Below are 12,982 nucleotides of genomic sequence, written 5' to 3'. Positions count from 1 at the left end.
GTGGGTCCGCGCGCCGGTGCGGAGCTCAGGTGTGAGTCAATCGGCCCGGACGAGCGCCTGGGCCAGCGTCGCGAGGCCCGCCCGGTCCACCCCGTCGGGCAACAACGGCAGCTCCGTCATCGGCAGCCCCAACTCCACCAGGTCGGCGCGGAGCGAATCCTCCAGCTCGCGCCGGATGACCTGGTCGCGTGCCTCGTCGTGCAGACCGGCGACGGTCTCCCGGTCGGCCGGCAGCCCGGCGGCGACCAGCCCGCGCCTCAGCTCGGCCGCGCTGACCGTCTGCCCGGCGGGCAGCGGTGGGCGGGTGCCGTTGACGATCACCTTTCCGACGCCGAAGCCGAGCGCGGTCAGGTCGGCGATCGCGTCCACCGTCTCCTGCACCGGCATCTCCTCCAGCAGCGTCACCACGTGCACCGCGGTGATCGGGGAGCGCAGCAGAGCCGCGACACCCTCGCTCTGGGTCTTGATCGGGCCGACCTTGGCCAGTCGGGCCGTCTCTGCCGTCACGTTGAGAAACCGGCCGATCCGCCCGGTCGGCGGAGCGTCCAGCACCACCGCGTCGTACGCACGCCGCTGTCCCGAGGTGCGGGTGGTGGCCTCCTTGACCTTGCCGGTGAGCAGCACGTCGCGCAGGCCGGGGGCGATCGTGGTGGCGAAGTCGATGGCGCCCAGCTTGCGCAACGCCCGGCCCGCGGCACCCAGCTTGTAGAACATGTCCAGGTATTCGAGGAGCGCCTCCTCGGCGTCGACCGCCAGCGCGCGCACCTCGCCGCCGTTCGGGGCGTCGGTGAGGTGCCTCTCCTCGTACGGCAGCGGGTCGATGCCGAAGAGTTGGGCGATGCCCTGGCGACCCTCGACCTCCACCAGCAGGGTGCGCCGGCCGCCCGCGGCCAGCGCCAGGGCCAGCGCCGCCGCCACGCTGGTCTTGCCGGTGCCGCCCTTGCCGGTCACGACGTGGAGGCGGGCCGACCATCCGGTACCGGCCGGGTCGGACGGCCGCTCAGCTGCACGCACCCGTCGAGCCTATCCAGGGTTGGCGGTCACGCGACCTCGCAGACCCACCAACCTGTCTTCTGCACCACCGTGAAGCGCAGATCCTGGTCGGCCACCTTCTCGTCGGCGGTGGTCATCGTGACCCGGGTGGTGACGGTGGCCCGGTCGCCGGTCTGGTTGTCCACCTTCGGGCTGGTCCACCGGAAGCGCGGGTTCTGGTACTCGGCGGCGTACTTCTGCACCTCGGCCACCTTTGCCGCGATCTTCTTGTCGTCCCGGGAGGCGGCGCAGACCCGGCTGGCCGCCTTGGTGGCGTTCCGGTCCTTGTAGACCGCGGTGAGAAACTCGTCGACGGCGACCGCCGGCTCCTTGGCGCCCTCGCCGTTCTCGGCGTTGCGCAGGGTCAGGAACGCCACCACACCGCCGCCCACGCAGAGCACCATGATCACGATCAGCGCGATCGCCGCGATCAGCAGGCCGCGCTTCTTCTTCGGCTCGACAGCGCCCTGGTAGGGCGGGTAGCCGGGCGGGGCGGGCGGGATCACCGAGGTGTCCTGACCGCCCGGTCCCGCCGGCGTGACGGCTTCGCTCGTACCCTCGGGCTGCTTGGCACCGCCAGCTACCCCGGGCTGCCCGGGCATGGCCGGTCCGCCGAACTGGGTGGGAAGGGCCGGCGCGGCCGGCGGCGCGGGCAGTGCCGGCCTAGCCGGCTGCGCCGGGAGGGCGAGCGGGCCCGGCTGCGCGGCGGGGGCCGGCTGGGCGGGCACGGCCGGACTCCCGGGCTGGCCGGCGGAGTCCGGGTGAGCCGGTGGCGGTACGGGCGGGCCGGCCTGGTCGCCGCTGGGCGGTTGGGTCATCTCTTCCCCCGGGGGTGCGGCGCCCGTCGCCACCCCTGGCGCCGAGCGTGATCGAGCGGGCGTCCGGGCGCTGCGCGACCGTCCGACCGGAAGGGTAGCGGTCAATCGTCGGACCGATGTCGCCCCTGTCGCGCCGTGCCAGCTCCGGATCCGACCGACAGGACCTCGCCGGAAAGCGCCGTCGGGCTTCCTACCTGCAATCTGTCGCATATGTGACTGCGGGTTACCGGACGCGCGCGTCCTGTTGGCGGGACTGCGATCCGGGACCTACCTTCGTGCCGGGCGGGGGCCGGAACGGACGAATGGTCCGGACCGGAAGCGTGGTCCGAGAGGTACGACCGGAGGCAGTACATGCGCGACGCGGAGAACATCCCTCGCACCCAGTTCCCGACCAACGACCGGCCACGCAGGCCCGGGTCCTTCGGCGAGGCCGGCGTGCCGGTCGGCGGTCTGCCGGTCAACGAGAGGTCGTACCGCCGGCTCCCGGAGCCGACGGAGGTGGCCCGGGCGAGTCGCCCCGCCGAGCGGACCCGCGACGACGACGAGCCGGGCTTCGTCATCCACCTGCCGATCCGCGTCCCCGACCTGGCGGCGGCGACCGCGTTGGCCGGTCGGGTCGCGGTGTCACTGGGCTTCCTGCCGGAGCTGGACGCCGGCGAGACCACCGTGTCCAACGCCGACGACCAGAACAACCGCCACCGGGTCTTCTGCGACCTGCTGCTGCCCGACCGGTCCCGCTGCCCCCAGGGGTACGAGCACCAGGGGCCATGCGGTGAGTCGCCGGCCGCGCCGGAGCAACGTCCCGCGCCTCACCCGGCAAGCGGACCGTAGGCTGTGCCTCGAAGAAGTCCGCACCGAGAGGGAGCCCTCCAGCGATGCAGAAGTGGGAATACTCCACGGTCCCGCTGCTGGTCCATGCGACCAAGCAGATCCTCGACAACTGGGGCGAGGACGGGTGGGAGCTCGTCGCCGTGGTCCCCGGGCCGAACCCGGACCAGTTGGTCGCCTACCTGAAGCGGCCGAAGGCATGACCAACGGTCCGCACGCGAAGCTCGCCGAGCTGGGGCTCGAACTGCCCGAGGTGGTGCCCCCGGTGGCCAGTTACGTGCCGGCCGTGCAGTCCGGGCAGCACGTGTACGTCTCCGGCCAGTTGCCGATCGCCGAGGGGAAGCTGTTGGCGACCGGCAAGGTCGGCTCCGGAATCTCCGCCGAGCAGGCCAAGGACCTGGCCCAGCGGTGTGGCCTCAACGCGCTGGCCGCGGTCGACTCGCTGGTCGGCCTGGAAAATGTGGTCAAGGTGGTCAAGTTGACCGGTTTCGTGGCCTCCGCGCCCGGGTTCACCGGTCAGCCCGCCGTGATCAACGGAGCCTCCGACCTGTTCGGCGCCGTCTTCGGCGAGGCCGGCCGCCACGCCCGCAGCGCCGTGGGCGTGGCCGAACTCCCCCTCGACGCTCCGGTGGAGATCGAACTCATCGTCGAAGTCGCCTGACCGCCGCCACTCCGCGATCGTGCACGCCCCGCACCTGACGAAAAGCCCTGAACGGGGATGATTCAGGGGCGGCAGGAGCATGATCGCGGAGTCTGGCGGGGCGGGTCGTACGATCGCAGCCATGAGCGGGCACGTGACGGCGCCGGCGGCGGCGCTCGCCGACGAGTTGCCGAGCTGGGTGACGCTGCTGCGTGCACCGAACCCCGGCCCGATGACTCTCGACGGCACCAACACCTGGGTGCTGCGCGCCCCGGGCGCGGAGTACGGCGTCGTGGTCGACCCGGGTCCGGCCGACGAGGGGCACCTGGCGGCGATCGCCGCGCACGGCCCGATCGGTTTCGTGCTGATCACCCACGGCCACCCGGACCACACCGAGGGCTCGGCCCGGCTGAGCGAGCTGCTCGGCGGGGCGCACGTCCTGGCCGTCGACCCGGCGCACACCATCGGCGGTGAGCCGCTCACCGAGCCGGCCGAGCATCTCGGCGGTTTCGGCCTGGCGATCCGCCTGCTGAAGACCCCCGGTCACACCGCCGACTCGGTCTGCTTCCTGGTGGAGCACGGCGACGAGCGGGTGGTGCTGACCGGTGACACGATCCTCGGCCGGGGCACCACGGTGGTGGCCCACCCGGACGGGCACCTCGGCGACTACCTGACCAGCCTGGAGTTGCTGTCCGCGTACCGCGGGATCCTGGCGCTGCCCGGGCACGGCCCGGCGCTGGCCGACTGCGCCGCGGCCGCCGACTTCTACCTGGCCCACCGCCGGGCCCGGCTCGACCAGGTCCGGGCGGCCGTCGCCGCCGGGGCCCGGACTCCCGCGGAGGTGGTCGCGGTGGTCTATGCGGACGTGGATCGTTCGCTCTGGTGGGCGGCCGAGTGGTCGGTCCGTGCCCAGTTGGAGCATCTGGGCGTCGCCACCGGGGAATCCGAGCCGGGGGTCAGTGGGTTGGAGCACATGTGACCTGCCCTGTGTGTGGAACCGTCGCCGTCCCCGGTGCCCGGTTCTGCCACAATTGCGGCGCGGCCCTGCCGGCCGCCGCGACGTTGCCGGCGGCCGAGCGCCGGGTGGTCACGGTGCTCTTCGGAGACCTCTCCGAGTTCACCTCGTGGTCGGAGGACCTCGACCCGGAACGGGTCGGTGCGGTCACCGACCGGGTGCTCGCCGCTCTCGCCGGCGCGGTGAAGACCTTCGGCGGGCACGTCGACAAGCTGACCGGCGACGGGATCATGGCGGTCTTCGGTGCCCCGGTGGCGCACGAGGACGACGCCGAACGCGCGGTGCGTGCCGCCCTGTCGATGCAGCGGGCCGTCCGCCGGGTCCTCGACGACGAGCGCGGCGGCGGTGCGCCCCTCGGTCTGCGGGTCGGGCTGAACACCGGCGACGTCATCGCGGGCATCCAGGCGGCCATCGAGTACACGGTCATCGGGGACACGGTCAACACCGCCGCGCGGTTCTCCGACGCCGCGGCGGTGGGCGCCGTCTACGCCGGCGCGCGTACCGCCGCCGCCACCCGGCACGTCGCCTCCTGGCGGGCGCTGCGTCCGCTGCGGCTCAAGGGCAAGCGCGAGCCGGTCGAGGCGTACGAGCTGCTGGGTCTGCTGGACGCGCCCGGCACCCGGTCGGGCCTCGGCGACGAAGCGCCCTACGTGGGCCGGGAGACCGAGATCGGCCGGGTCGCCGGCCGGCTCGCCGAGGTGATCGACCAGGGTGACCCGAGGGTGCTGCTGATGACCGCCGAGGCGGGCATCGGCAAGTCCCGGTTCGCCGCCGAGGTGGAACGTCTCGCCGCCGGATACGACGTGGGCGCCGGACGCTACGCCGCGCACACGGGCGCCCGGGTGCTCTCGGTGCGCTGCGCCGCCTTCGGTGAACGGCGTCGACTCGCGCCGCTGGCCGACCTGGTCCGCGCGGCGGTCGGTCTGCCCAGCGACGCGGCCACCGCGCTGACCCGGCCGGCGGTCGAGGAGCGGCTGCGCCGGCTCGGCCAACGGCTCGCACGGGCCGGCGGTGAGCAGCCACCGATCGTCACCGACCAGCTGCTCGCCCTGCTCGGCTACGCCGAACTGCCCGCCCACGGCGGCACCGACGACGGCGAGTGGGGCAGCGCGGGCGCGTCGACGGCCGACGCCGAGGCCGTGCCGAACGCGGTGGCCGACCTGCTCAGCGGGCTCGCCCTGGAGGCGCCGCTGGTGATCGTGGTCGACGACCTGCACGACGCCACCGCCGAGACGATCCGCGCCCTCGGGTTGACCCTGTCCCGACTCGCCGGCCCGGTGCTGGTGCTGCTGCTGGGCCGCCCCGAGCTGGTCCGGACCGCCGGCGCGCTGACCCGGGTCGCGGACGCCGAGGTGCACTCCCTGCCGCCACTGCGCGGCGCCGATGCCGCCCGGCTGCTCACCAGTTACCTCAGCGGCGGCAAGCTGCCGTCGGCCGACGCGGACCGGCTGCTCGCCACCGCCCAGGGCAACCCGTTCTATCTGGCCGAGCTGGTCACCCTGCTGATCGAGCGCGGAGCGCTCACCACCGTCGAAGCAGGGCGCGGGCTCCGCGACGCGGTGGAACCAGGGCGCGGGCTCCGCGACGCGGTGGAAGCAGGGCGCGGGCTCCGCGACGCGGTGGAACCGGGGCGCGGGCTCCGCGACGCGGTGGAACCGGGGCGCGAGGGGCGGACCGCACCCGGCGAGAGGGACCACGGCGCGGCCGGCTGGCGGCTGGTGCCCGGCTCGCTGGGCAGCCGGCTGCTCTCCCGTGACCTCGCCGCCGTACTCGCGGCGCGGATCGACGCGCTGCCGCCGGATGCCCGCTCGGTGCTGCGCGACGCGGCGGTCGTCGGTGACACGGTGCCGACCGGTGCCATGGAGGCGCTGCGCGACCAGCGGGCGGGCCGCGGCGGCCGACCGTCGGCCGTGGTCGCCGTCGAACTCGACCGGGCCGTCGAGGAGCTGTTGCAACGGCGGATGCTGCACCGCACCCGTACCGGCTACGCGTTCGCCACTCCGCTCATGCGGGAAGCCGCGTACGCGGGGGTGAGCAAGGCGGAGTTGGCCGAGCGACACGCGGCGCTGGCCCGCTGGGCGGCACCGGGGGACGAGGCCGCCACCGGAGGGCCGAGCGGGTTCACCGACGACGCCCGGGACGACTTCGTGGCGACGCACGTCGAGCGGGCGGCCAGGCTTGCCGACGCGGTGAAGCTGCGCCCGGACGCGCCGGCCCGCGCGGTGGTCCCGCTCGGGATCGCCGCGCTGGGCCGGGCCGCCCGCCGGTCACTGTCGGCCGGCGAGCCGGCGTTGGCGGTGGAGTACGCGGAGCGAGCCGCCGAGCTATCCCGCGACGGGCTGCCGGCGGTGGACCGGGTGGTGCACGCCCGGGCGCTGCTGCAGATCGGTCGGGTCGGCGACGCGCTCGCCTTCGCCGAGAAGATCGCCGCGAACGCGGGGGACGAGGCCGTCCGGGCCAGTGCCCTGCTGCTCGCCGGGCAGGCCCAGCAGACCCTCGGCGACCAGGACCGCGCGGTGGCAGCCTGGCAGGAGGCTTTCCAGGTGGCCACGGCCGGTGGGCTGCCCACGCTGCGCGCCTCGGCGATGCGCCGGCTCGGCATGGCCGACTTCGTGGCCGGGCGGCTGGGTCAGGCGAGCAGCCGGCTGGCATCCTCCTACCAGGTCAGCCTCGGCGCGCAGGACCGGCGGGGGCAGGCCTGGGCGTTGCAGAACCTGGCCTGGGTGACCACCACCCGGGGTGACTTCGCCGGCACCGACGCGGTGCTCGGTCGGGCCGCCCGACTCTTCGCCGAGCTGAAGGACCCGTACGGTCGGGCCTGGCTGCGGGGCACCACGGCGTTCGCCCGGCTGCTCGCCGGCCGGCTGGGCGAGGCATGCCGGATGGCGCAGATCTTCCTGCCGTTCGGTGAGCGGGTCGGCGAGGCGTGGGCGGTGGGCACGCTGCGTGCGGTGGCGGCGTTCGCCACCGCCGAGCTGGGCGACCTGACCGAAGCGGACCGGGAGGCCCGGCGGGCGTACCGCGAGTTCGCGGCCGCCTCCGACGACTGGGGGCGCGGGTTCGCGCTGGTGGTCCGGGCCGTGGTGGCGCGCGGGCTGGGCGAGCCGGAGCACGCGGCCGACCTGCTCACCGACGCCCTGGCGTACGCGGAGCGGACCTCGCACCCGTTGCTCACCGGGATGGCCGGGACGCTGCGGGGCTTCGTGGCGCTCGACATGGGCGACTGCGAGACCGCCGAGCAGGTGGCCCGTGCGGTGCTGACCGCCGTCGAGCCGCACAACCCGCAGGCCCCGGCGCAGGTCGCGCCCCGGGTGTTGCTGGCCACCGCCCGACTGGCCGCTGGCGACCCGGCGACCGCGGTCGGGTTGCTCGCCCCGGTGGCGACCGCCGCCGCGAGCGCGCCCTCGCTGCTCTTCTCCCGACGCCAGACGATGGCCCGGTACGCGTCGGCGCTGCTCGCGCACGGTCAGCGGGACCAGGCGCTGGACTGGGCCCGGCGGGCGGTCACCGCCCCGGCCGAGGACGTGCGCAGTCAGGTGATCGCGGCCAGCGTGCTGGCCGAGGCGTTGGCCGCCTGTGGTCGCCCGGCGGAGGCACTGGCCAGCGCGGACGAGGCGGTCCGTCTGGCGTACGCCACCGAGCAGCGCAGCGAACGTGCTGCCGCCGACGCCCTGCGCGCCCGCCTCCTCGCCGACTAGGTGCCGCGGCGGTTCGGAGGGCAGGCGTCGGTCCGGGTTTGGCGGTTTCGGGGATGTGCTGGTCGGGGGGAGCGGCTAGCGTGTCACCACCGCTCGATGGTCCACAGGTGATCGTCGCCGCGCCTGGGGAGGCACGTCATGAAACTGCCGCGTTCCGTCGCGGGCTGGACCATCGCGGTCTTCGGCGTGTTGGCGTTGGTGATGGGCGCGCTCGGGTTGCTCTGGCCCGACGCGCTGCTGCGCCTGCTGGGGTTGGACGTGCCGGCCACCCGCTCGGCGGGTGACCACACCGGCACCTTCCTGCTGGCGTCGTCGATGGCGTCGTTCAACATGGGTGTCTACTACCTGCTCGCCACGGTCACCGAGTGGCGGTCGTTCTACCGGTTCACGGTGGTGTTCCGGTTGGTCACCTTCACCGTGTTCAGCATCGCGGTGCTTGCCGACATCGCGCCGGACCGGTTCTTCGGGGTGGCGGCCTGGGAAGGGCTGGGCGCGCTGGCCACCGCCGTCGGCCTGCGCCTGGATGCCCGAAGGAGCGCACCGGCCGGCACCGACGCGAGGCCCGACGACGCCGATCCGCTGCCGTCCGTGGGCCACGCCGGGGAGGGTCCGGGCACGGCCGGTGCCGCTCCGGCGGACGCGGTGCGCTGAGCGACCGGCCGGGTTGGGTATTTTCGAGCAGTGACCGACACTCCGACCGGCGGCTTGCCGGTCCCGATCGTGCCTGGTCTGACTGATTTGCGGGTCTTTGCCCGAGGTGGTTACGCGACGGTCTACCAGGCCACCCAGATCTCGGTGGGGCGCGAGGTCGCCGTCAAGGTGGAGAACCGCACACTGGACAGCGAACGCGATCAGGCCCGTTTCCTTCGTGAGGCTCGCGCGGCCGGGCGGATGTCGTCGCACCCGCACGTGGTGGACCTCTTCGACGTCGGGGTCACCATCGACCAGCACCCCTATCTGATCATGGAACTCTGCGACGGGTCGTACGCCGAACGGATGCGGACGTCCCCGTTGGGTCCGCTCGAGGCCCGCGACCTCGGCGTCAAGATCGCCGACGCGCTGGCCCACTCGCACGCGGCCGGTGTGCTGCACCGGGACGTGAAGCCGGCGAACATCCTCCACTCGCACTTCAACTCGGCGGTGCTGGCCGACTTCGGGCTGGCCGTGCTGGCCGAGGCCCGGGACGCCTCGGTCACCCTGGAGGTGCTCACCCCGGCGTACGCGCCGCCGGAGATGTTCAGCCACAGCCCGCCGTCGCCGGCCGTCGACGTGTACGCGCTCTGCGCCACCCTCTACGCGGTGATGCAGGGCCGGCCACCGCGCTGGCAGTCCGAGCGCAACCCCAGCCTGGTCACCGTGCTGGAGATGTTCAACCAGCCGGTTCCCGCCCTGCCCGGCGTACCGGACGAGCTGATCGACGTGCTGCGTGCCGGCATGGCCAACGACCCGACCGAGCGACCCTCCGCTCTCGAGCTGCACGACCTGCTCGCCAGCCTGCCGCTCGGCTCGCCCTCGGCTCCCGTCAGCGGCGCCCCGGTCAGCGGCGGCGCGAGCCGCCGGTACGCCGCCGGCCAGCCGGTGCCCCGCCCTCCGGTCGAGAACGTCGACCCGACGGTCCCCGGCGGCCGGCGCTCCCTGCGGCGCTGGTTCCTCGGCGGCGCCGGGGTGCTCGCGCTCGCCGCGTCGGCAACCGCCGGAGCCCTCGTGGCCGGTAACCCGCAGTCGCCCGGCCCCGCGCCCTCGGTCAGCCGGGTCGCCGCGCCGGCGACCGGCCCGCTGCCCGGCTGCACCACCGGCGCCGCCGCGCCGACCGCGCTGCCGGACGGCGCACGGTGCCTGCCCGAGCTGGAGTGCTTCGGCCCGGTGCGGATCCGCGGTGCCCGCGCCGAGGCGGCCCGGGTCCCCTGCGCGGGGCGGCACACCTGGGAGACGTACGCCGAAGGCGTTCTGCCGGTTTCACTGGTCGGTGCCGGATACGACGAGGTGGCCGCCGCCGAGCCGGTGCGCCAGGTGTGCAGCGCGACCACGTTCCGGTTGACCACCGGGCTCGCCGGGTCGGCCGGCTGGCACCTGGAGGTGCTGCCACCGGTGGACGGCAGCATCGATCGGGCCTACCGGTGCCTGGCCGGGCGGGGCGTGGACGCGCTCACCGCGCCCACCCTCACCGGTCGCTGAGCCCGCCCAGCTCGCGCTGCCGGTCACGGACCGCACGCAACGCGTCCCGGCTGTCCAGTGCGTCCAGGGTGTCCGCGTCGAGCCCGTACGGCATCAACTCTGCCGGCCCGCCGGCCGCGGGGCGGTCCGCCGGCTCCGGGTCGGCGCCCTGCCGGGCGGCGGAGACGGCCACCCCGGCGACCGTGGTCAGCAGGACACAGAGCAGCGCGAGGAGGACGCCGAGCAGGTCCTGACGACGCAGGACGACCGATGTGACCAGCAGCGCGAGGGCTCCCAGCGCAGCGACCACCGCTACCACCCGCGCGTCTGGTCTGGACAGTCGGCTCACCCCTCCAGCATGTCGCGGCCGGGCCGGCTGTCAACCGTGGAGCCCGTCCGGCGCGCCGACAACATCGATCAACTGTGCCTCCGCGCCTCCACACGGAATGGACCAGGGCCGCTACTCTCGGTATCCCGCAGGCTGTTCCGTCAGCGAGGTCGCCCATGAACGTACGCAGCTCCCAGTCCCGGCTCCGCTCGGTCGCGACGACCCTGGCGGTCGCCCTCACCCTCACCCTGGCCGCCGCCGCCGGCTGCGACAGCCGGCAGGAACCGGAGCTGCCGTCCGTGCAGGAGAAGCTGCGCGAGTCGCACATCTACCGGCAGACGAAGTTGCGCATCGGTGTCGCCACGAACGAGCCGCTGATGGGCGAGCTCCGCAACGGCCAACACGTCGGCTTCGACGTCGAGATCGGCCGGTACATCGCCGCCTCCCTCGGCTACGAGGGGGACCAGCGGTTGGAGTTCGTCTCGGTGGCCACCGAGGACCGGATCCCGGCGCTGCAGGGCGGCACGGTCGACCTGGTGGTGTCCAGCTTCTCGATGACCGAGGAGCGCAAGAAGCTGGTGAGCTTCGCCGGGCCGTACTTCGTCACCACCCAGGAGGTGATGGTGCCGTCCCGGCTCAAGGACAAGATCCGCACCATCGAGGACCTCCGCGACCCGGCCTACAAGGTCTGCACCAGCGGCGGCTCCACCACGGAGGCCGAGCTGGAGAAGCACCAGGTCAAGACGTTCGTGGTGAAGGACGTCGGGGACTGCGTCGACGGCATCCGCAAGGGCCGGTACGACGCGGTCAGCTCCGACGAGTCGATCCTCGCCGGCTTCCTGGCCAGCTTTCCCAAGGACTTCGAGATCGTGGACATGCCGTTCGGCACCAGCGAACTGCTGGGCATCGGCGTGCCGATCGGTGACCCCGCGCTGCGCGACCTGGTGGCGTTCTTCCTGCAGAAGAGCTACGAGCAGGGCCGGGACGGGCAGTCGAGCCCGTGGCAGACGGCGTACAACCGGACGTTGGGCCCGTGGTTGCGGGCCGAGAAGCGGCAGCCGCAGCCGCTGGAGGTGCCGAAGCTCGTCGACTTCGACGACAAGGCGCCCCGGCGGTGAGCGCGGCGCCGACCGCCACCGGCGGCGCGAGCGCCGACGGCCCGGTCCCGCCACCCCGGGCATCCGTGCCGAGCGACGCCGTCGACGCGTCGACCGGGCCCGTCTGGCCGGCGGGTGTGCCGGTCGCCGAACCCGTCGAGCCGGTCGTGGACGGCATCGCGCCGGGGCGGGTGCGGTGGGACCCGGCCGAGCGGCGGGCTCGGGCCAGTCAGTCGTTCTGGACGGCGCTGGTGGGCGTACCGGCGATCTTCTCGGTGCTCCGGCTCGGCGTGGAGGCGGGCGGTGAGCTCCAGACCACGTTGCTGCTGGTGGCCAACGTCGGACCGGTCAATCTGCTCGCCGGCTTCCTGACCACCGCCGCCCGGCTGCTCTCCACCGGCCTGGTCGCGGTCTTCGCGCTCGGCGCGGTGCTGGCGGTCAGTGTGGACCGCCTGCCGCCGGGCACCCGCCGCCCGCTCTTCGCCCGCTGGGCGGATCTCACCCCGGCCTGGGTGGTGCTGGCCAGCTTCCTGCTCGCGCTCCTCACCTGGCCGCTGCTCTACCTGCCGTTGCTGCTGCCGGCGTTCGTGGCCGCGTTCCAGCTCCGCCCCGGGCGCCTGCACGAGCGGGTCGCGCCCCGGCTGTTGCTGATCGTCGCGCTGCTCGGCGGGTACGGCTGGCTGGTGATGCCCACGCTGCGCGACGCGCTGGCACAGGGGGACGAGAGGCTGGTGCTGGTGCTCCTCGTGGTGCCACCGGTGCTGGCGCTCGTCATCGCCGGGCCGCTGCCCGGGATGGTGATCCGGCCACTGGCGTCGGTGACCGAGGTGGCGGTCCTGGCCATGCTGGTCTGGGCCGCGCTGCCGGTGATCAGCACGCCGGTCCTGCCGCTCACCGTCACGACGGTGGGCGCGGAGAACGGGCCCACCGAGGACGTGCGGGGGCACGTGGTGACCACCGACGACGTCAACATGGTGATCCTCCAGGAACAGGGCGGCGTGCGGTACGTCCCGGTGGGTCTGGTCCGCGCCCAGGTGCTCTGCCCGACCGAGGAGGAGCTGCCCCGGCACCGGCTACGCGTCCACGACTTCCACATCGAGGACTCGCTGCTGGAGGGGCTGGGCCGGCGCGTCCGGCCGGTGCACCGCATCGACGCCGCCTGCCGCGCGCCGGGCTGAGCGCCGGCGACACGACGCATTTCGAGTACATCCGATCGCCGGACTTCGACCTCACCACCGAGCAAGCTGGACCGACGAACACGACGTCGCCCGGCTTCACCGCAGTCACCCCAGGATCTGGCTACACAGCGCGGTCGATGGAGCCCGGGACAGGTCCTGCGTCGCTGCCGCCAGGTGCGGTTCGTAGTCCACCA

At 73.8% G+C, this 12,982-nt stretch carries 11 protein-coding genes and 2 pseudogenes; 10 read left to right on the top strand and 3 right to left on the bottom strand.

The features are described from left to right. Positions 1 to 36: 36 nt before the first annotated feature. Entirely contained in the window at positions 37 to 1,014 is a 978-nt protein-coding gene (locus ACLJN9_RS28425) for an ArsA-related P-loop ATPase (RefSeq protein ID WP_410814703.1), read from the bottom strand. A 26-nt stretch (positions 1,015 to 1,040) separates the two neighbouring features. Next, on the bottom strand, positions 1,041 to 1,634 hold the full coding sequence (locus ACLJN9_RS28420) for a hypothetical protein (RefSeq protein WP_410814786.1): 594 nt from the start codon (positions 1,632 to 1,634) through the stop codon (positions 1,041 to 1,043). A gap of 567 nt (positions 1,635 to 2,201) precedes the next feature. Between ACLJN9_RS28420 and ACLJN9_RS28415 the strand changes: the two genes are divergently transcribed. From ACLJN9_RS28415 to ACLJN9_RS28380, 8 genes and pseudogenes are all read left to right on the top strand, one after another. Then, positions 2,202 to 2,681 carry a hypothetical protein gene (locus ACLJN9_RS28415; RefSeq protein ID WP_410814702.1) on the top strand — a complete coding sequence of 160 codons (480 nt, stop codon included), beginning with the start codon at positions 2,202 to 2,204 and terminating at the stop codon, positions 2,679 to 2,681. A 44-nt stretch (positions 2,682 to 2,725) separates the two neighbouring features. After that, positions 2,726 to 2,881 carry a DUF4177 domain-containing protein gene (locus ACLJN9_RS28410; RefSeq protein WP_007466198.1) on the top strand — a complete coding sequence of 52 codons (156 nt, stop codon included), beginning with the start codon at positions 2,726 to 2,728 and terminating at the stop codon, positions 2,879 to 2,881. After that, positions 2,878 to 3,339 (top strand): RidA family protein, encoded by a 462-nt coding sequence (locus ACLJN9_RS28405; protein ID WP_410814700.1) that lies wholly within the window; start codon positions 2,878 to 2,880, stop codon positions 3,337 to 3,339. The genes ACLJN9_RS28410 and ACLJN9_RS28405 overlap by 4 nt, the downstream gene beginning before the upstream one ends. 121 nt (positions 3,340 to 3,460) lie before the next feature. After that, the gene (locus tag ACLJN9_RS28400; protein WP_410814698.1) at positions 3,461 to 4,297 is read left to right on the top strand and encodes an MBL fold metallo-hydrolase; all 837 of its coding nucleotides are present in this window, start codon (positions 3,461 to 3,463) and stop codon (positions 4,295 to 4,297) included. Further along, positions 4,294 to 5,862, top strand: a pseudogene (locus tag ACLJN9_RS28395) (adenylate/guanylate cyclase domain-containing protein); the annotation flags it as partial. The gene ACLJN9_RS28400 and the pseudogene ACLJN9_RS28395, both read left to right, overlap by 4 nt. Before the next feature lie 177 nt (positions 5,863 to 6,039). Then, a pseudogene (locus tag ACLJN9_RS28390) lies at positions 6,040 to 8,031 on the top strand (adenylate/guanylate cyclase domain-containing protein); the annotation flags it as partial. A 138-nt stretch (positions 8,032 to 8,169) separates the two neighbouring features. Then, positions 8,170 to 8,682 carry a hypothetical protein gene (locus ACLJN9_RS28385; protein ID WP_410814697.1) on the top strand — a complete coding sequence of 171 codons (513 nt, stop codon included), beginning with the start codon at positions 8,170 to 8,172 and terminating at the stop codon, positions 8,680 to 8,682. A gap of 30 nt (positions 8,683 to 8,712) precedes the next feature. Further along, entirely contained in the window at positions 8,713 to 10,206 is a 1,494-nt protein-coding gene (locus ACLJN9_RS28380) for a serine/threonine-protein kinase (RefSeq protein ID WP_410814696.1), read from the top strand. Here ACLJN9_RS28380 and ACLJN9_RS28375 read toward each other — a convergent pair. Next, complete coding sequence (locus ACLJN9_RS28375) at positions 10,193 to 10,534, bottom strand: hypothetical protein (protein WP_410814695.1); 342 nt, start codon at positions 10,532 to 10,534, stop codon at positions 10,193 to 10,195. The genes ACLJN9_RS28380 and ACLJN9_RS28375 overlap by 14 nt on opposite strands. 155 nt (positions 10,535 to 10,689) lie before the next feature. Here ACLJN9_RS28375 and ACLJN9_RS28370 point away from each other — a divergent pair, with 155 nt between their 5' ends. Together ACLJN9_RS28370 and ACLJN9_RS28365 are read left to right on the top strand one after the other, a co-directional pair. Continuing rightward, a complete protein-coding gene (locus ACLJN9_RS28370; protein WP_410814693.1) occupies positions 10,690 to 11,631 on the top strand; it encodes a transporter substrate-binding domain-containing protein in 942 nt (313 codons plus the stop codon). Further along, positions 11,628 to 12,788, top strand: a complete 1,161-nt coding sequence (locus ACLJN9_RS28365; RefSeq protein ID WP_410814692.1) for a hypothetical protein — start codon at positions 11,628 to 11,630, stop codon at positions 12,786 to 12,788. The genes ACLJN9_RS28370 and ACLJN9_RS28365 overlap by 4 nt, the downstream gene beginning before the upstream one ends. Positions 12,789 to 12,982 lie beyond the last annotated feature (194 nt).

Source organism: Micromonospora sp. 067-2 (assembly GCF_046549295.1).
Taxonomy (GTDB): domain Bacteria; phylum Actinomycetota; class Actinomycetes; order Mycobacteriales; family Micromonosporaceae; genus Micromonospora.
Note: the sequence above shows the minus strand (reverse complement) of the source record. Positions and strands in the feature narration are given on the sequence as shown.

Excerpts from the sequence above, each read along its gene's own strand:
- ACLJN9_RS28420 (WP_410814786.1), bottom strand. The coding sequence starts at position 1,634 with ATGCCCGGGCAGCCCGGGGTAGCTGGCGGTGCCAAGCAGCCCGAGGGT.
- ACLJN9_RS28415 (WP_410814702.1), top strand. The coding sequence starts at position 2,202 with ATGCGCGACGCGGAGAACATCCCTCGCACCCAGTTCCCGACCAACGAC.
- ACLJN9_RS28410 (WP_007466198.1), top strand. The coding sequence starts at position 2,726 with ATGCAGAAGTGGGAATACTCCACGGTCCCGCTGCTGGTCCATGCGACC.
- ACLJN9_RS28405 (WP_410814700.1), top strand. The coding sequence starts at position 2,878 with ATGACCAACGGTCCGCACGCGAAGCTCGCCGAGCTGGGGCTCGAACTG.
- ACLJN9_RS28400 (WP_410814698.1), top strand. The coding sequence starts at position 3,461 with ATGAGCGGGCACGTGACGGCGCCGGCGGCGGCGCTCGCCGACGAGTTG.
- ACLJN9_RS28385 (WP_410814697.1), top strand. The coding sequence starts at position 8,170 with ATGAAACTGCCGCGTTCCGTCGCGGGCTGGACCATCGCGGTCTTCGGC.
- ACLJN9_RS28370 (WP_410814693.1), top strand. The coding sequence starts at position 10,690 with ATGAACGTACGCAGCTCCCAGTCCCGGCTCCGCTCGGTCGCGACGACC.